We start from the raw sequence: 18,925 nt of genomic DNA on the forward strand, positions 1-18,925 counted from the left end.
CTCGAAAAGTTCATGTCTATCATCTACCAGAAGCTAGAAACGTGGATGGAAGAAGGCGTGAAAATGCTCCCCAATTTCGTCGTATCCGTTGTCGTACTGATTCTGTTTTGGATCTTATCCAATCTAGCCGTAAAGTTAGCGGGCAAAATGCTCCATCGCATGATTCACTCACGCGAAGTGATCAACTTACTTCTCTCTCTGATCAAGGTCTTTGTCGTCTGTTGTGGGATGTTTATCGCTCTCGACTTCATTGGCTTACAAGGTACTGTCTCATCATTACTAGCCGGTGCAGGGATCGTCGGTTTAGCGATTGGTTTTGCATTCCAGGATATGACCGAGAACTTTATTTCTGGCGTGACGATGAGCGTCAGAAAACCCTTCAAGATCGGTGATATCATCGAAACAGATAGCATTTTTGGCTCCGTTAACGCGATTAATTTACGCAATACCATTGTCGAGAATTTCTCTGGTCAGATAAAAATAATCCCCAACAAAATTCTCTTCCAAAATATTCTGACTAATTACTCTGCAACGAAAGTTCGCAAAATCAGTATACCGGTCGGAATATCTTACGGAGACGACCCTGACGAAGCAGCAAAGATCATCGTTGATGCGATTAATCAGTTCGACTTTGTAATCGATAAAGAGAGTACTGCCGTATATGCAGATGGCTTTGGTGCAAGTAGTATCGATTTGCTCGTCTGGTTCTGGATAGACTATCCCGGAGAGCATGGTTATATGCTGGCAAAACACGATGCGATATGTACCATTCATAAATCGCTCAACGAGGCCGGAATACAAATCCCATTCCCAATTCGAACTCTGGATTTTGGTATCAAAGGTGGTAAGACACTGGCTGAAATGAATTCAGAAACACCGTTAACAGATGAAGGAAATTAGCTTTGCTGTAATAGTGAAGCCTGTATGGGCTTCACTATTGGCGCTACGACTATTTATGGGCGATAGGCTTGTCTGTGAATAGATAATCTTTTAATTCACTATCCAACGTTCCATCTTTACGTCGGATCCATTCAAGCACCATTGCAACGTGCTCTTTTTCTTCGTCACGGTTATGAGTAAGAATTGCTTTTAATTCATCATCTTTACACACATCGATTCTCTGGTTGTACCAATCGACAGCTTCTAACTCTTCCATCAACGAAATAATTGCTCGGTGCATATCCTTAGTTTCATCGGATAACTCGCCTGCAGGTTCATGATAACCTTCACTTGCCATTTTTTGCTCCTCGCGTAATCAGTATTATTAAAAATCATTCTAATAAGCATGTATCAACACTATCGCCATTCATAGCATCAAGACCAGAAGTCCTAATAAAATCAATAATGACGTCAGTGACTAACCCAGTATTCTCTCATATGCTATAAATCGCAAGTTACTAGGTGAGATAGCCACTATTAAGGACGTTTTTTCACAGAGTTTTGACCAACGAAAAACGAAAATGGCCAGACTCATCCAGTCTGGCCATAACATCAGATCGAGTTATCCTAAACTTTATTTCAGTGGAAAGTAACTCCAGCTGGTTTGTTCCCCATCATCTTCTAACTCATAAACAGAACCCCAAGCAGGATTAGTATCTGGATCGTCAGCAAGGTCGATCAAACTGTCTTGCACACACTGAGCTAGCTTGGTCATATTTTCGTTACGTGATTCGCGGCGAAATGATTTGCCTACAAACAACGCTCTTACACCAAATGTCGGGACAGTCTTAATCTTGCCATTGTTCTTATAGCTAATGGTCGATTTAAGATAGAATGGCGCTTTGTCTCTCAACTCAGCGTAGTCAATTGGAATGAGTACATATTTACCCGTTTCCAATAGATCCTGAACTGGTTTATACGGATGCCCACCGACCAAAAGAAGAGGAATATTCGGCGCTCGACGATCTTTAGTAGGAACCTCAACGACGTTAAGGTTGAGATTCATGAAGTAACTTAGCGCTTTCGCACTGACAACACTGCCTCCCCAAGATCCGATAGTTTGACCTTTCAACATATCGATAGAAACTGGCTTTTTATCGTCATCCCCAAACAGTGAACCAAACATGCCCTTAATACCGCCTTGTTTATCGCCTTCGTAACCTTTAGGAACCAAAAGATGCACAGATTCCATATGAAGCCCCGATATAATCTTTATTCTGTTCGTGTTCACGGAGCGAGGCTGGGTCTTCTTGAAATACTGTAAGACATCTTCTTGTACAATTCCTGCGGAAAAGCGCTTGTCTGTTAGACCCATGACGTTATCGACAGAACCATCGCTCTCTTCTACCTGTAAGCTGGAACCCGGTGTCAACGCATCTGAACAATAATCTTTAATATCGTTCATCATTGAATAGTAGTTACCAGACTTACCGCCAGTCCCTACTTTAATTGTCTGTGCAGACTGTTGCTCAGCGTTTACCCCAAAAGCGGTAACGACAAATACACAACCTAACCATAATTTTTTTGCCAACATGATCTCATTCCCTGACTTAGTTAAACGGATTTTCTTCTGAATAAGAGTTTGAATTATTGTAATTTTCTGAAGAGGATGACGAGCCACCGAATACGGCGAGGCCACCAACCAGTAACACTAAAATAAATAACGCAATAACCACACGAGTCATCCATTGCGTACTTTTTTCGACAGACTTAGTTTCTTGCATATCGGTATCCATACTTCGATTAATCCACGTCCATACTGATATCGTGAACACTGTTTTCGATATCAATTAATGCTGTATTAAAGTCGGATTCAATTTGATTAAATGCTTCGAGAGATAGCATATCTTCAAGCTGAGAATCGCCAGTAGACTTAAAGAACTTCATCGCTTCACTGGCTTGCGCTGCAAAAGCTTCCATCTCTTTATATTCTCGGACCTTAATCGCGAACGCTTGATTTGCTTTCGCTGCTGAATCCAATTTTATTTGCACCTGTTCATAAGCCACTTGAACACGAGATAAAATCTCTTTTTTTCGCTCGTAATGCGGCTTACCTACATTCTTTTCGTTAATTTGCCCACGTAACGATTCAATCGCAGCACCCATTTTGTTTCTCGCTGCGCGAGCTAGTTCAAGGCGTTCTGTGTTTTTTATGACTTGAGCATCTAATTGCGAAACCGCATTTTTACGTGCTTCCTGAGTCATTTTAGTAATTAAGATATTTTGGGTTTTCTGGCGGATATAAGGGTCCATCGCTTTCAAAAAGCGTAATCCGAAAAATAATCCCACAGCGGTGATAACAAGCAGAATTAAAGCAACGATACCGGTGATGATTTGGATAGCAAATAAGCCCAACAATAAGACAAGAGCAAACACTAATGCTGTAAATACGATATTACGTTTCTTCGCCGTGATAGGTGTTTTACTGATCTCGTCAATTCTAGCTAACTCACTACGGTTATTTTCTAGAATCGCAGCAAAACTGCTGCTGGGAGACATATTTTGTCTAACAGATTGATCCATATGTTTACTCGCTCCTGCATCGAATTTGGCGCGGATAATAGCAGAATCAATCTGTTAAATTTCATGGATTAATACGAATACTCAGATATAAGATACTGATAATTCTTAATGGTAAGATGAATGCTTTAATAATAAGAATTCAATTATTTTATTAATATAGAGAATGAAGACTTTTAGAAAATTTAAGTGATAGATCTAGTCTATGTGAATACATATTAAAGAAAAAACCAGCGACTATATCGCTGGTTTAACCTTTCTAATCTCGGTCAATATAGTCTATCACGCCTTTGTCCTTCAGGTTCTGAAGTTCCTGTAACGTGAAGGTATCTGTATTGGTATCGTAATAACTATCACTTGCAGTCTTCCCTTTACGAATGTCCTTCTTAACTCCTTTGCTACGGGTATATATCAGGTTACTGACCTGCATCGTAATGTTTTGTCCATCAATAGACTGAATGCGCATTGCCCCGTATTTATATTCAGGATCTGCGTTATCGTATATTTTGGTCATATCCACCACGTAAACATCATGGATCATCGGTTGGCTAATGTAGGATATCTCATTTTGACTATGCTGATAACCACTCACTGCGCCAGCACAGAGTATCGCAAGAACTAGAACTAAACCTATATAACGAGAAGCAACGGATTTTTTTGTAAATACGTTCTTTTTAATTTCATTTGCTAGTTCAGGCTCCAACTCATTTCCGATAAGAGATTTCTTACAGTGTTGGCACTCTATGCCAGGTACTTTGCCTTTCGCTACAAAAGGAATCCAGTACACATGCAGGTACTTCAAGATACCAAACGAATTGAACTTGGTGCTATCGCAACTAGGACATTGAATATTACTAATTTCAGGCCCGCTAATTATCTTACTTTTGGTTCCCCAAACGATCATCTTTTTCTCCAACATTGGGTAATCTATACACTGTCAAATAAGATTAGAAATTAACGAACTTATTCATAAAAATGTTATTTAACTAATCCTTATTTTCGCGGCGGATTAAACCCCATTTAACGAATTTTTACGATAACCAAGGTTGAGAGATAATAAGACTTCGCATAGTTAAGATCTTATTAACAAGAGTCATAATAAAACCTCAAATATTGAGATTAAGAAATGATAATAATCAGCATAAATTGCTTTACGAATAATAAATTTTAATCGTTTTTTCTCGTATTATTCGATTAGGATAATCTTGATAGGAAAGCACTGACATCAATCACTACGAGAAATTAGTTAAAAATAGCGGTCAGGATGATACCGAGAAAGCATCTGAATGAATTTCACTATTCATCAAATAAACAAAACGAGCCTATTAAACAGAGGCTCGTTTCTCTTTACTACCGTCGTTTTCCTGTGTACTTAACCACGATACGTATCTACAAAGCAAACTTTACTAAGTTCAATTAGTCCTTCCAGTAATACATACTGGCCTCTTTGCCAAGAATTGTCAGCGTATAGTGCTTATCTGCAGCTCTTTGGGCCATGCCGTAACAGACATGCAGAGGCAATAAGTGTTCTTCGCGAGGCTGACAAAAGCGTGCTCCTGGCGCTTTAACCCACTCTGCGAAGCGCTGAGTTCTCTCGTCTTCACTTAAAGTTTTGTTGGTACAGGTATCAATTAACCAGGATTCAAAAGCATGATTCGCTTCTTTCATATCTTGAGTTTCCGGTGAAAAGAACGCGCGCATATTATGGAAAGAAAAGCCTGAACCAATCACCAACAGATTGTCATAATCCAATTCACTTAATGCTGCGCCGAGATCAAGATGACTAACCGGATCAAGGTTGTTGAGCTGTGATACTTGTATGCAGGGAATATCCGCATCAGGATACATGATCATCAGCGGAACGAATAAGCCATGATCATATCCGCGGTTAGGATTTAACTGTGCAGGTATTCCTAGTTTGGTCAATTTATACTGAACTTGTTTTGCCAGTACAGGCTCGCCCGGCGCTGGATATTGAATACTGTAGGTTTCATCCGGAAAGCCATAATAGTCATATAGCATCTGAGGATTTGTTGCTGAAGTAATGTTAACTTGATTCTCTTCCCAATGCGCACTGATAACAATAATAGCCGATGGCTTAGGAATATCATGCGCGATCATTTTTAGGTGATCCACCATTTCTTGGTGACCAGGATCCCCCAACAATGGCATAGGACCACCACCGTGAGAGATATAGAGATATTGACGATTCTGAGCCATAAATAACACCCTTACTGTAAACTATAAATTCCTTAATTTAGATAAGGGTATGCTAACGCCAATGCCATCAATTGCACAATCTCTATCTCCAACGAATTATTAGACTATATTGTTCAAAGATTAGGGGTGTACGTACTTAGTATTAATGAATAATGGGAAATACGGGGAAGATAAAAACCTATAGCGAGCCAACTATTAGCTCGTCTCTTTATCCTTTATCTTTGTGACCTTTACACTTAAATTTCAACCCACGGAAATCTATCGCACATCACCATATTTTTGTCGAATATCGCCAACAGAGAAAATAGTTGCACCTTTGGCATATTCATTTTCAGACAGCATCTTGTTGTAATACTGAAGTGCCTCACTTGGCTTAGCCCATTGTAATTTAGGGATCGGCTTACTCCACTCGGTGACTTCGACGAACGAATCGGCATTCTGCTTCATCTTCTTGGTTTCGTGGTTAACCCGCCAGATTCCCAACATAGTTCCATTGAGGTACCACCAAAATCTAGTCGCTGCAGAAAACTCTTCTACTTTCATATCCCGACTGGCACAGTGTTGTTCAATTAACCCCTCTAGCGTCATCGGTTGAGGTTCACCGATAGAATCGGGGCCATCCTCCATGAAAGAGCGAATCATTTCCCAAATAGCTGCTGCGTGAATCTTATGCATTGCTCCTGTCTGCACTGTAGACCAGAAATGCCCATACATTTCATCGTCGTTAGCACCGATTAAGAGAGAAGCCGATGACATAACCCCACCTGTTGATATCGCACTTCCCTGCCCAACCATGGCACAAACCTCTTCCCATGGAATAAACTTGAGTTCTGTTTTCTTAGTGTCTTCATTCCAGGAAGAAAACATTACTTCACGACGTTGCCGATGGAAACGCAGAGGAAGGTTTTGACTTAAAGTCTTACGTGCATGCTGTGCGATTTTATAAATAATAAATACCCCTCCTCCCAAAGGTCCAATAGTGCCAAGTAATCCTGCAAAAAGTTCAAAATACTGAAGCTGGAATATCCATTCACCTTTAACGAAGACTTCTTTATATGAACCTAAATAGATGCCAGAAAAACCACCAAACCATATATATAGTGGTAAAAAAAAGAGGAAAAACCCCATACAAAATAACATCCACATTATTTGAGTTTGGAAAATTAGACCGCCGACCCCACCAAACTCCAAATAAGCCTCTTTTTTGTCGATAAGCAAATCACAAGTGCTGGCTTTGGGAATCATTGTTTTAATCGGTAACGGGCTTAAGACATGACTACTACCAAAAGCTTTATCAGTTCTTTGTCCAGCAAAAAAAGGAAAATGTAAATCCATAAATTATATTCTCTCAGAAGGGGCCGACTTTAATTCCTTTAACGATGTTTCTAATTTCGTAAGGGATGTATATTGTTCATCATCTTCATCTAATTGCTGAACCTGATACCACCCTTTTCTATCTGTCAGTTCCTCAAGCGCTTGAGGTTGCTGTAAGTTAATGGTAAACCGCGCCCCCTTTTGTTCAGCAAATAAAATTTCGCCATTGTATGCTTTTACTTCCAATAACAAATCAAGATACTGAAACTTTCTCTGGTTAACATCACTTTGAGGCCAATCAAACTCATAAACAGTATTGATACCATCATTTATCACCCGACTTTGCGCGATTAAATTACTCTGCGTGATATCGGTAGGTTCTTTCTGTCCTTCTACTTTAACATATCCAGAAAGACGTACGTGTTGAGGATGAACCATAGGAATAATAACTTGTATTGTTTTTACTCTATGCTTGGTAAGCATGGCATACCAGTTACCACTGGGGGAGGAATGCTCTACCTTATATTGTTCAGCTTCAATATTAACTTTTGGTGTTTGAGTAACTTCAAACCATTTTGTTAACTGAGTCTGATAATCCCAATTTTGGTATTTATGCCAGAACCAAATTCCATCTTTGCCCCAACTGCATTGGCTCACCCACAACATTAATGGAGAAGACTGAAGAAAATTGTAAGCAAACTCACCTGCAAAAATTAATGCTGAAGCAATAAGCATATATGGATTTGCTCTTGCAACTACTCCCAAAGTTTGCTCAGCCGCAAGTTGCCATGTAACTCTTTTAGCAACAACTTCCATAACTTGCCTACCAGTATAAAGAGCAATTTTTCCCGAATGCCAAGCTTGAATTCCATCACCCACCAGAGAAGAGCTAGAAGCAACAAGAGAACCTACATCCCCCCTCATCCAACTATTTTGTATTCGGCGCATCTGTTTAATGGAATCTAAAAAACTTCCAGCAAAAGAAGAGAAAGAAACAGCAAGATTACCCAAAGTCACCACTTTCCCAACAACGGCCTTCGCTATATCTGTCGAGCTATTTATCCAATCATACATGACCTTAGTTTTTAAGACTTCTACTGTCAGTGATACTCCGGATGAAACGAAACTTGTCAAACCAGCAAAATATTCAATCCCCTCAGAAAAAGAGAGCTGAGATTTTGTTGCAAATTGCTCTTTAGTTGAATGCCAGTTCCATGCATTAGCTATAAATACAACAAAAGCAACACTGCCTGTAGTTACCGAACCTTTAAACCCAAAACCTTGTGTCTTTCCATATAGAAGCTCGTTTGTTAATACTTTACGCCGTAATTTTAAAATTTCATCTAAATCATCAGCAGCAGCACCAGCGGCTTTAATAGTGATATGAGATGGGGGATGTGGTTGCCCTGACTTAGCAATTGGTAATGACCTAGCCGATAAATCATCTAACACATCCTGAGCTTCATCAGCTAATAAATGAAGTTGCTTATTATACTCGGCTCTTAGGGCATCTTTTTGGGTCGCAGTACCGCTAACACTTTTTTCTACTGAATTTCGTTTACTCAATAATGACTCTGCATCTGTACGAATTTTCTCAAGCTCGGTAAATTTCCCATCAAAAGCCGTATTACCCGCTTCAGTCCCTACATCTAATTCAACATTCGCATTTTTTTTCTGACCCAATAATAAGGCAACAAGACCAGGTTTTGCTCGATAAACCAACGAATCTGCACGAGACTGAGTTTGTTTTAAACTATCCGATAATTCTTTTAATTCTTCTAGAGCTAGCCCCGACAACTGTGAACCAATCAAACTTAACTGATAACGAATTTCATCAGGCATTGCTTCCATAGGTATAAGATAACGGCCTGCCAATAAATTTTGAAAATCAACTAAGCCACTTAAACCTGATATAGTGCTATCGTAATTATCGTTTATTTCTTTGAGCTTAACGATGTCGTTCAATAATTCCGTCATGCTGATATCATGCTGAACCAGCGTTACAAAGTCTTTTTTATCGCTTTTAAATATATGTAAATTCTGCTCGCCTAGTAATTCAAAATAGAATTTTCTTACTTTTTCCCTATTTTTATCAACTTCGCCTAAATTGATTAGCCAGTGGTTTTCCAGTTTAAGACGAGCAAGAAAATCATCCTTATTTTCCTTATCAAAAACTGGTAAAGCACCGTATGCCGATTCAAGCATGTTAGCTCGGTCCGTATCAACAAGCTCAGTTTGCTCTCTCCAAATTTTTATCCTTTTTTGAGCATCATCATACCAAGAATTCATCTCATCACTACGGATGCGATCCAAGATACCTCTATCACCAGTTAATCCTTCCCACTTACCTTCTAGAAGAGTTCTGTTCTCTTGTTTAACACGTTTAAAGAACTGCTCTAATTCTCCGGGATCAATTCCATGCTCTTTTGCAAAATCAATATTTTTTTGTTTTTCATTTAAGTATGCTTTACAAGCATCAGAATCATAAATAGCATCGAGATTTACTGAATAGGTCACTCCAACTGTCTGATTTTTTATATAATCCCAATAATCATCACTGGCTTTAGTGTAATCAAGATAACGCTGTTTAATATCATCAAGATGATTGTCTACACATCTCACAATATCTTTATTGTTTGTATTGGCTTTAAACTGACGTGCACCAATTTCCATTAGCGTTTTTATTTGACTGGCAGCAAAATATTTTGCTTTATTATTATCTTTACTGAACCAAAGTTGTTCTTGCTGAGAAAGGCTTAAATATGAGCTAGCTAGCTCTGTTTTTATACCAATGGGGTCTTCTAAAAGAAGAATAGCGGCATCGTTTTTATACGCAGCTAATATTTGAGCTGTGAACAATGTACCATCAATTTTTTGGGGCTTTTCTTCTTCCCAACACCATGGGAACTCATTGACATAATCACTTTCACCTGAATCACAATTATCCAGATAATCACTGATATCAGGATGACAGTCCGCTAAATAAGTTGATAGTAATTCAGGAGGCAATAGATGTTTAGCACCTTTTCCTGCAGAAAATTGACCAACGGCACAACGCTGCATTAATTGCTTTCTTAAAGCAGCAGAATCAAGCAATTGACTTTGTAATTTGGGCGAAATTGCAGTTCGGCTATACAAAACTTCAATCATTCCACACTGATCAACAACCAATGCCTTTTCTGAGTCTGAATACACATATTCAGTTCCTCCTTCGGTCAGTGCTTGCTGTTCTAACTTTTGGACTGAACCATTCGTTTTTACAGAATACGCGTAAATAATATCCTGTCTTTGTGAATGAATAACATATAGATAGCCATCAACAGGTAAGGGCCTGATACCTATAGGTCTAAAATCAACAATCTTTTTAAATTTAGAATCAATCGAAGAGTGAGGCTCTTCATGTTCAGCCAATGCATACCTGATAGGAACTAGTTGTAATTTTTTCTGCTTCAACGGACATTCCCCAACCGCACTCATTGCATCACTACTGCTACCACTTTTCGCTGCGTTATTTGCGGACATGCCTATTGCTCCTGCTCATTTGACATTGATTGTGAATATTCATATGCAAGTTTGGCTGCCTGCTCTATTCGTTGTGACGGAGTTCTTACAGATGGCGAGGTAATTAACTGATATATATCCGGATACTGGTTTGTATATACTGCCTCTTCGCCTAAATATCCAATAATATTAAAAAAGAAAAGTAGATCCTGAATACTGGTAAATCCCTGATCATAAGCTTCTTTAGCTTTCTCTTTTAGCCAACGGTTAAAATCAGAATAATCAGTCAAATGTGGAAAGTAATTTTGGATATGTTCCTGAACGCCTTCTAGCGAAGTTAACCATGCTATTTGACCGAATTCCTGCCAGACTGATTCTGTTAAAACTAAGGGCCACTGAATCTCATTTTCAAGATGTTCAGGTTTGTCTAACTCTTTCCATCCTGCTCTTGTTGGCAACCAAGCCTGTTCTAACATAAACCAAAAATGGGGGTTATCATTTTCTAAAAGCGCACAAGCCGCTTCGGATTGAGCCATTTTGAGAAACACTTTACTTCCATATGGGGTCATCACTTTAATACACTGGCGAAAATGCTCACATAAATCATCAATTTCAAACTGAGAAGAAAAGAAAAAACCTGCCGTGACACTATTTTGCTCAATAAACCATTCTTTAACGGAATCAGTAACTTTAACTATGTATGGTGAGACTTCGCGTAAATGATCATATGGCGGCAACATATAAATGGGTTCTAAATCAATTTCGCCGGGAACCCGATAAATTTTTTGCGCAAACTGTTCAATTTGTCCGGCATCAACGAATAAATACAAATCATTAGGCTGGCTAGTATCAATGTCCGGCACCCACTCATCTAACAACTTCTTCATGAGTTCTCTTTCGCCTCTTCACAAACTTCACAAACAGGTGATTTATTTTTCAACGCTTCTATCTGTCGACTTTGCAATAAAGGACTCTCAGACTCTTCACTCGCTGCCACATCCGCCTGAACCAATTCCTCTGGAGCGCTAAGAGCCTGCAATACATTAGGCAATTCTGCGACTTTACCAGAGTAGCCTGAGCCACTGCCGGCACTGCCGCCAGAGTTAAGGCCGATTTTGGGGCCTATGACATGCGCGCCAGCCGCATCTAGCTTAATGATGCCACTGCCGCCTTTTAGCGTTATTTCGTTACCAGCTTGCAGCACAATTTTATTGCTCGCTTTAAGATGAACTTCCTGACCAGATTGCAGTATGGTTTTCTGTGACACTTTTTGATGAAGTGACTTATCCACGACTACGCTCAAATTGTCAGCGATCTTAATTCTCTGTTCTCCGTCAACCGTCAAATGATCGTTAACTTTTACTTTGGTATAGCGGTCATTCTCAACAGTGAGATGTTGATCGTGCTTAATGTGCTGAGTTGCATCATTTTCAATCAGGGTATCGAAGTCTTTCTGGGCATGAAGATAGATTTTTTCACTACCGGATTGGTCTTCAAAACTCAGTTCATTGAAACCCTTACCCTGATGACTCTCGGTTCTAATAACCGTCTTGGTCTTATTGTCCGGTAAAGAATAAGGTGGATTGTTCTTAGCGTGGTAGGTCCGACCGGTAACGATCGGCTGATCAGGGTCACTATTCAAAAATGAGACAATCACTTCATGACCAATACGTGGAATGGCCATCATGCCATACTGAGCGCCAGCCCAACCTTGAGAGACTCGCACCCAACATGAACTGACATCATCACCGTTACTATAACGATCCCAGTGAAATTGCAGTTTGACCCGACCATATTCATCACAATAAATTTCTTCACCTTTGGGACCGACGACTAAAGCGATCATGGGTCCATCGACTTTAGGCTGTGGTTGCGGCTTCGCACGCCAAGTCACATCAGCAGGAATCGCCTTAAACTGATTTTTGTAGGTCGTTTCACCATGCCCACCCACTTCTTCGAGAGCTTGTGGCTGAGTTCCTTGGTGGCTCACCGTAATCAGTAACCAGTCTCGATTCATCGTATTATCTAAATGCTCAGTCAGAACAAATGTACTGCCAGCTTGCAGATAAGGTTGATTACTTTGTCCGGTCGCCGTATGCGCATTGCGTCGTAAATAGTCTAAACGAACCTGATTAATCCACTTTCCGGTCGCGTCATCTTTAAATCGTCCAGGGGAATCAAAGTGCTCATAGGTTTGTAACTGATAATCCATGTCACTGCCTTGAGCTTCCTGCGCAAAATTATAGGTAGGCTTTTTAAAACTATAATCCTGCATTTTAATACTGGATGGCTCGGATTGGCGATGCTCACTCATCTGATAGACAAAAGGCATGTCGCTTACACCACCAGATAAGGCGTTGTAAGGAATCCCTTCACCAACATCGGGTAGGCTTTCACTATCATCAGTGAAAAAGAGAATATGCTTATCTTCTTGATGAATGAAGCTGTAAACAATGCCCTCTTCCGCAGCTAAACGATGGAAAAATTCAAGGTCTGTCTCACGATATTGAACACAAAATTCTCGAGCAACATAATCATGTTTTAAAGAATAGGTGTAATCAGTAATATCCATTTCCTGCAACAGCACCGATAAAATTTCCGGTACCGTTTGATTTTGGAAAATTCGACTATTATGACGCAGGGATAATCTTTCTAGCGCAGGGACAACAGTTATAGAGTAGAAGGTGTGGTGATGCCCAGTATCTCCCTGGGTAAAATCTCTGACGATGCCATGAACTTGCTGTACCACTTCACTGTCACGAACGATCTGCAGTAATACCTTACTATCAACGATATCATCAGCGGAGAGATCCATCCGACGACTCGCCAGTTCTATTTGATATCGATAGCCGAAGCTCGGTCGACCTAGCCAATCGACAGAATCTGAAATGGATTCATGTCCCTGATATTCTCTGACGACAAGCGTGTCATCATCTAAGCCATCTATCGTGACCTGAAAGCCTAACGTTGCCATGGATAAACCTTTTATTTTTATGTTTTGATTAATACGGCGAAAACCTTAAGCGCTATACACTTGAAAAATGCATCTCGCTTAAGGTTTTGAAGCCACCCGCATATTGCGAGTGGCTGGGGAAATCGAGACGTAAATTACGCTTCGATTGGCTTACGCCAGTCATCTGCACCAGAAGTACCAGAGTTAACGTGATCCCAAGTAATTTTACGGTAAGACATTGACACAGTTAGGTTCTGTGTGAAGTCAGAATCACGTGGATCTTGACAGTGTGGCATTTCACACTGGATATCAACGATAGTTGCGTTTTCTAGAGTAGTAGTGAAGAAGTTTTCTTGTTTACCTTCAATAGAAGTACGGTACCATTTTAGCGTTACAGAAGACATCTTCTCACCAGAAGATAACGCGTTGTATAGTAGTGGTACTGCTTTGTTTAGGTTTACAGTAAATTTGAATGGTTTGTGAACACGTTGACCAGCAGGCTGACCAGATTGTGGGTCAGTTGGTACAGTTACAACGTGATCAAACTGTTGAACCAGCATCTCATCTTCGTGACCTTCAACGTATGCATCACCGATAGAGTCTGAAGTACAAGCACCTGAAGTGATAAGACCCTGAGTTTCACCTTCGATAGAGATATAACATGGAGTTGGCATTGCAAATTCCTTATTTAGTGCGAATCCTTCTTAGATTCGCTTTCAACTGAGATTGTTAGTTTGTATGTTTTGCGCAAACACAGTTCTAATAGAGCAAGGGCAATGCCAATTTTTTGACGCGATAGAAATCAATGAGTTATAAATACACGATCCTCAATTAAGCAAGATCTTGCCTAAATCCAAGCAAGTTATTGCTTGTCTAGCAAACTTTTACCTAAAAAATTGCCCAATTCACACTGTAAATTGGGCATGAGAAATGATTAAGATTTGAATTTATAGAAGACGGTGGACAGTGGAGGTAACTGTAAAAGAAGTGACTGGTCAAGACCTTCACTCTGAACTTTTTGTGTTTTGAGTTTCTTCGTCGTCGGAAAACCACTGCCAAAATAGTCTTTGTCATCGGTATTCAACAATAGCTCATACATCCCTTCGAACGCAACGCCCAGACGAAAACGCTCGTGAGGAACTGGCGTAAAATTCGTGACAACTAGAATACGCTCTCCTTTCTCACTCATTCGCTCGTGGGCTAACACACTTGAATCAGCAGCATCAGATAGACGCCATTCAAAGCCTTTCGGCTCGCCATCACATTCGTACAAGGCTTTTTCTTTACGATACAACTTATTCAGATCTCGAGTGAGTTTCTGCACTCCTTGATGGCGTTCAAAATCAAGTAAAAACCACTGAAGTTGACTGTCGTGGTCCCACTCTCCCGTTTGACCGAATTCGGCTCCCATAAAGTTAAGCTTTTTACCCGGTTGCCCATACATATATCCCAGATACGCTCTTAGGTTGGCTGTCTGTTGCCATTCGTCTCCGGGCATTTTGTTGTGCAATGACCGCTTACCGTAGACAACCTCATCATGCGACAGAGACAAAATATAATTTTCGCTGTGCGCGTAAATTAAAGGAAACGTAATGACATTATGGTGATACTTACGATGGATTGGCTCATGTTCTATGTATTCAAGGCTATCGTGCATCCAGCCCATGTTCCATTTAAAGCCAAAGCCGAGTCCTCCCATAAATGTTGGCGCAGAAACACCAGGATAGGCAGTAGACTCTTCAGCAATCGTCATCGCATTCGGGAAATGACGATAGACTTCTTCGTTCATCCACTTCAAAGTCGCTATCGCATCGTAGTTTTCGTTTCCACCATCGACATTCGGTACCCACTGATCATGGCTTCGCGAATAATCGAGGTATAACATGGATGCCACAGCGTCCACTCGGATTCCGTCGATATGGTACATATCAAACCAGAACAAGGCATTGGCAACTAAAAATCGCCTTACATGCTCTTTCCCCATATCATAAATAAAAGAGTTCCAATCCTGATGCCAGCCGCGGCGCGGATCAGGATCGTTAAACAGCGGCGTACCATCAAAATTATTTAACCCGTGTCCGTCTGACGGAAAATGAGCAGGAACCCAGTCAATAACGACACCGATCTCCGATTGGTGACACAAGTCGACGAAATACTTGAACTCATCAGGCGTACCATAACGGCTGGAAGGGGCAAATAAACCAATCGGCTGATAGCCCCAAGAACCATAGAACGGGTGTTCCGCGATGGGCATAAGTTCAACATGGGTATAGCCCATATCAACGAGGTACGGTACTAACTCGTCGGCCAACTCTTTGTAGCTTAGAAATTCATTGTTCGGCCCACGCTTCCACGAGCCAACATGAAGTTCATAAAACGATAGCGCCTGTTTTCTTTTTTCCGTAACAGCCCGCTTTTGCCATTTGGTGTCTTTCCACTTATATCGGGAATGGTCATAAGTTACTGATGAGAGAGATGGGAACTGCTCTGAGTAATAACCCCAAGGATCGGCTTTATGTGGAAGCCCTTCTCCATTAGGTCCTTTTATCTCAAACTTATACTGTGTGCCTTCTGGTAAATCGGGAACGAATAACCCCCAAATACCATAATCCAGACGCTGCATAGGATGACGCCTTCCATCCCATTGATTAAATCCACCAATCAATGCACAGGAAGAAGCATGTGGAGCAAAGACAAGAAAACGAGTTCCCTCTATTTTCTTTCCGTCTCTCTCTAAACAAACAAACTGAGCACCTAAATTACGATACATGTTCTTAGGCGTGTGCAGCTCTTCGTATTCTGCGTATATCGTATGGTACTGATAAGGATCATCGATTACCTGTTCAACACCAGACCAATCAACGGCCAGTCGATAATGAGTAAAACGCAGATCTTGTTTATCCTGGAGAACGAAGCCATCCGTTTCTTCCTGAACTAATGGTAAACGAGTTCCGTCGTCTAAAAGAAGCTCTACCCCTGTTGCACCAGGCATCCAGACTCTCAAAGCACCTTGCTCAGGAGAAATATAGGGGCCTAAAAAGGCAAATGGATCGGCAAACGCCGCGTGATTTAATGACTGATAGGTTTGTTGTTTCTTCGATAACACTTTTTTCGTTGTACCGGTTTTCAATGTCCCTACTCCTAAACCTAAAAAGATAACTTTCTTTTATAAGAATGATTTTATCTTGTTAAAACAACGTGTTTATTAAACATCATTGAAACATACTAATACTGATTTCACTACCATTGATTATGCAACTAGTCGTAAAGCTCACGAATTTTGAATCTTATCTGTTAGTCATTGGTATTTTGTCTGACTTGAGTAATATGCTGAGCTAAAGCTTTGATATCATCTCGCGAGAAAATCGCCTCTAAGGTTGAACTGAGTTTACGCCGCCAGTTTGGGTACTCATCAACAGTCCCGGGAATATTGACTGGATTATCCATTTCAAGCCAATCTTCTAGCTGAATACTCATCAGCGATGAAGCGCCAGCGGCAAGATGAAGATGTAGCCCTTCACTAAGGTAAGTGTCCATTGGCACTAGGCTCGCATCTCTGCCCACACCATCAGGTAAAAAGCCGTGCCAAGCAACAGAATCTAAAATATTTTGTTTCGCATGCAACCGCTGATCAAATAGCCGTTGTAACTGCTCTTCATCAGGATAAAGCCCAAGCTCTTTACCCATTTTGAGATCATTACAATGCCAAAAGCCACGCAGCGTTGGCATATCATGGGTACACAATGCACTCATAGATTGCCCCACATAGTGTCGCGGTGAAATAAATCCACCATCATCGGCGGTTTCAAAGAAAAAGACTTTGTATGAATGGACACCAGCATCAGCCAACAGCTGTTCCATTTCGACAGGAACGGTGCCAAGATCCTCGCCAATAACACTACATTGATTGCGATGAGACTCCAACGCCAGTATCGATAACAGCTCGTGTACCGGATATCTCATATACGCGCCTTTGGTCGCAGACACGCCACGAGGTACCCACCACAAGCGCAATAATCCCATCACATGGTCAATGCGCAGAGTACCACAGTGCTTCATATTTGCTTTGAGTAGACGAATAAATGGACTGTAGGCATTGTTGCGCATCACTTCCGGATTTATCGGTGGTAATCCCCAGTTCTGGCCCAGTGGTCCCAGATTATCGGGCGGCGCGCCAACACTAAGATTGAGCATCAGATTGCCCTGATCTGCCCATGCTTCAGAACCCGATTCAGCAACGCCAACCGCCAGATCACGATACAGACCAATCACCATTCCACGTTCGAGAGCCAGTTGCTGAACCTCTTCTATCTGCGTATCAGCAATCCACTGTAAATAGAGATAGAGGTTAACCTCATCGGCATTCTCATCAATGTACTTTTGTACCGCTGGATTCTGAAATTGCTGATATTTTTCGGGAAATGCCTGCCATCCCCATATATTATCGCCGTCCTCAGATAGCTTACTTTGGAGGGCATCAAAAGTCGCCTGAGCGAGCAGAGACTCACCACCAGCCGTAACAAACGACGTAAAATCTTTCGCTCTTGCTGTTCCTGTAGTGAGGTGACGTTTTTTAAACTCTTGGAATAATAACGGCAATACACTCATTTTGAGCGCAGCGACTTCGGTATAATTTACCCAATGAGATTCACGCACTTTCTCTAATTTTGTCTGAAATTCCCCACTTCCAACGATTTGCTGTGCTGTTGAACTCAACGCAAACTCGGGAATGGAGCTGACATCGATATAAAAAATATTCAGCCAACGACGTGATGACGGACTGTAAGGACTCGCCCCTTCAGGGTTAGCTGGAAACAAAGCATGAATCGGGTTCAGTCCGACAAAATCTGCTCCCATCTGAGCCATTTCAGCGACCAAATGCTTGAGATCACCAAAGTCGCCCATACCCCAATTATGCTCCGTTTTCAACGTGTACAGCTGAATACTCGGTCCCCATAATTTTTTACCGTTAGCAATCTCAGGCTGCTTATAGCAGGCGCAGGGTGTTACTATAATCGTCGTAGTATAAGGCGATTTACGCCTTTTGCGAGAGACCGTAAGTGAATGATATCCAAGAGGTAATGCTGGAACAGAAAAAAATAAGGCACCTCCGGATTGGCGTTCGTCACGGATAATATCCGACTGAATGTAACCCGAAAAATATTGGCCATCCTCAGTAGTTAGCGTCCACTCAAAGTCGCTCTCTCGGGCACTATCAGCGATATGCAGTGCGACTTCTATCGCTTCATTTTCACGACCGAAGACCACTGGTTCCAACACGTCCTCCTTGACGTGCTTTGTCTTGGATTGGAGAAGTGAATCATCACTGGATGTATCGTAGCCTAGTTCATTGAGCATAAATGCTAAGCTTTCACTCGCAATATGGGCTTCTTTTCCCCAGTTATCAATGTACCGTTCTTTGATCCCAGCAGTCTCAGCAACTTCAACTAAGACATCTCTTTGTGCAACCATACTAAC

General features: G+C 41.1%; 14 protein-coding genes. 1 reads left to right on the forward strand and 13 read right to left on the reverse strand.

The window, feature by feature from the left end:
• Positions 1-12: 12 nt before the first annotated feature.
• On the forward strand, positions 13-900 hold the full coding sequence (locus EES38_RS02965) for a mechanosensitive ion channel family protein (RefSeq protein WP_243694137.1): 888 nt from the start codon (positions 13-15) through the stop codon (positions 898-900).
• Between the two features lie 49 nt (positions 901-949).
• Here the strand turns inward: EES38_RS02965 and EES38_RS02970 are convergent, their stop codons facing one another.
• The 13 genes from EES38_RS02970 to malQ form a co-directional block, all read right to left on the reverse strand.
• Positions 950-1,237, reverse strand: coding sequence for an encapsulin-associated ferritin-like protein (locus EES38_RS02970; protein ID WP_124935666.1), 288 nt, complete (start codon positions 1,235-1,237; stop codon positions 950-952).
• A gap of 276 nt (positions 1,238-1,513) precedes the next feature.
• Positions 1,514-2,473, reverse strand: coding sequence for a TAXI family TRAP transporter solute-binding subunit (locus EES38_RS02975; RefSeq protein ID WP_124935667.1), 960 nt, complete (start codon positions 2,471-2,473; stop codon positions 1,514-1,516).
• A 16-nt stretch (positions 2,474-2,489) separates the two neighbouring features.
• A complete protein-coding gene (locus EES38_RS22105; RefSeq protein WP_166434197.1) occupies positions 2,490-2,663 on the reverse strand; it encodes a hypothetical protein in 174 nt (57 codons plus the stop codon).
• A gap of 19 nt (positions 2,664-2,682) precedes the next feature.
• A complete protein-coding gene (locus EES38_RS02980) occupies positions 2,683-3,462 on the reverse strand; it encodes a hypothetical protein (RefSeq protein ID WP_124935668.1) in 780 nt (259 codons plus the stop codon).
• A gap of 256 nt (positions 3,463-3,718) precedes the next feature.
• The gene (locus tag EES38_RS02985) at positions 3,719-4,378 is read right to left on the reverse strand and encodes a hypothetical protein (RefSeq protein ID WP_124935669.1); all 660 of its coding nucleotides are present in this window, start codon (positions 4,376-4,378) and stop codon (positions 3,719-3,721) included.
• Between the two features lie 497 nt (positions 4,379-4,875).
• Positions 4,876-5,679, reverse strand: a complete 804-nt coding sequence (locus EES38_RS02990; protein ID WP_124935670.1) for a DODA-type extradiol aromatic ring-opening family dioxygenase — start codon at positions 5,677-5,679, stop codon at positions 4,876-4,878.
• Between the two features lie 258 nt (positions 5,680-5,937).
• The gene (locus EES38_RS02995) at positions 5,938-7,014 is read right to left on the reverse strand and encodes a DUF6708 domain-containing protein (RefSeq protein ID WP_124935671.1); all 1,077 of its coding nucleotides are present in this window, start codon (positions 7,012-7,014) and stop codon (positions 5,938-5,940) included.
• Positions 7,015-7,017: 3 nt separating this feature from the next.
• Complete coding sequence (locus EES38_RS03000; protein WP_124935672.1) at positions 7,018-10,515, reverse strand: toxin VasX; 3,498 nt, start codon at positions 10,513-10,515, stop codon at positions 7,018-7,020.
• A 2-nt stretch (positions 10,516-10,517) separates the two neighbouring features.
• The gene (locus tag EES38_RS03005; protein WP_124935673.1) at positions 10,518-11,381 is read right to left on the reverse strand and encodes a DUF4123 domain-containing protein; all 864 of its coding nucleotides are present in this window, start codon (positions 11,379-11,381) and stop codon (positions 10,518-10,520) included.
• Positions 11,378-13,468, reverse strand: coding sequence for a type VI secretion system Vgr family protein (locus EES38_RS03010; protein WP_124935674.1), 2,091 nt, complete (start codon positions 13,466-13,468; stop codon positions 11,378-11,380). Before EES38_RS03010 ends, EES38_RS03005 begins: the two co-directional genes overlap by 4 nt.
• Positions 13,469-13,602: 134 nt before the next feature.
• Complete coding sequence (locus EES38_RS03015; protein WP_124935675.1) at positions 13,603-14,121, reverse strand: Hcp family type VI secretion system effector; 519 nt, start codon at positions 14,119-14,121, stop codon at positions 13,603-13,605.
• Between the two features lie 260 nt (positions 14,122-14,381).
• Positions 14,382-16,577, reverse strand: coding sequence for a 1,4-alpha-glucan branching protein GlgB (gene glgB / locus EES38_RS03020; RefSeq protein ID WP_243694138.1), 2,196 nt, complete (start codon positions 16,575-16,577; stop codon positions 14,382-14,384).
• A 164-nt stretch (positions 16,578-16,741) separates the two neighbouring features.
• Complete coding sequence (gene malQ / locus EES38_RS03025) at positions 16,742-18,919, reverse strand: 4-alpha-glucanotransferase (protein WP_124935676.1); 2,178 nt, start codon at positions 18,917-18,919, stop codon at positions 16,742-16,744.
• Positions 18,920-18,925: the final 6 nt, after the last annotated feature.

The sequence above is a fragment of the Vibrio viridaestus genome (assembly GCF_003856525.1).
GTDB lineage: Bacteria > Pseudomonadota > Gammaproteobacteria > Enterobacterales > Vibrionaceae > Vibrio > Vibrio viridaestus.

What these genes read in the sequence shown, in the direction of transcription:
- EES38_RS02965 (WP_243694137.1), top strand. Translation starts at nt 13, where the DNA reads ATGTCTATCATCTACCAGAAGCTAGAAACGTGGATGGAAGAAGGCGTG.
- EES38_RS02970 (WP_124935666.1), bottom strand. Translation starts at nt 1,237, where the DNA reads ATGGCAAGTGAAGGTTATCATGAACCTGCAGGCGAGTTATCCGATGAA.
- EES38_RS02975 (WP_124935667.1), bottom strand. Translation starts at nt 2,473, where the DNA reads ATGTTGGCAAAAAAATTATGGTTAGGTTGTGTATTTGTCGTTACCGCT.
- EES38_RS22105 (WP_166434197.1), bottom strand. Translation starts at nt 2,663, where the DNA reads ATGCAAGAAACTAAGTCTGTCGAAAAAAGTACGCAATGGATGACTCGT.
- EES38_RS02980 (WP_124935668.1), bottom strand. Translation starts at nt 3,462, where the DNA reads ATGGATCAATCTGTTAGACAAAATATGTCTCCCAGCAGCAGTTTTGCT.
- EES38_RS02985 (WP_124935669.1), bottom strand. Translation starts at nt 4,378, where the DNA reads ATGTTGGAGAAAAAGATGATCGTTTGGGGAACCAAAAGTAAGATAATT.
- EES38_RS02990 (WP_124935670.1), bottom strand. Translation starts at nt 5,679, where the DNA reads ATGGCTCAGAATCGTCAATATCTCTATATCTCTCACGGTGGTGGTCCT.
- EES38_RS02995 (WP_124935671.1), bottom strand. Translation starts at nt 7,014, where the DNA reads ATGGATTTACATTTTCCTTTTTTTGCTGGACAAAGAACTGATAAAGCT.
- EES38_RS03000 (WP_124935672.1), bottom strand. Translation starts at nt 10,515, where the DNA reads ATGTCCGCAAATAACGCAGCGAAAAGTGGTAGCAGTAGTGATGCAATG.
- EES38_RS03005 (WP_124935673.1), bottom strand. Translation starts at nt 11,381, where the DNA reads ATGAAGAAGTTGTTAGATGAGTGGGTGCCGGACATTGATACTAGCCAG.
- EES38_RS03010 (WP_124935674.1), bottom strand. Translation starts at nt 13,468, where the DNA reads ATGGCAACGTTAGGCTTTCAGGTCACGATAGATGGCTTAGATGATGAC.
- EES38_RS03015 (WP_124935675.1), bottom strand. Translation starts at nt 14,121, where the DNA reads ATGCCAACTCCATGTTATATCTCTATCGAAGGTGAAACTCAGGGTCTT.
- malQ (WP_124935676.1), bottom strand. Translation starts at nt 18,919, where the DNA reads ATGGTTGCACAAAGAGATGTCTTAGTTGAAGTTGCTGAGACTGCTGGG.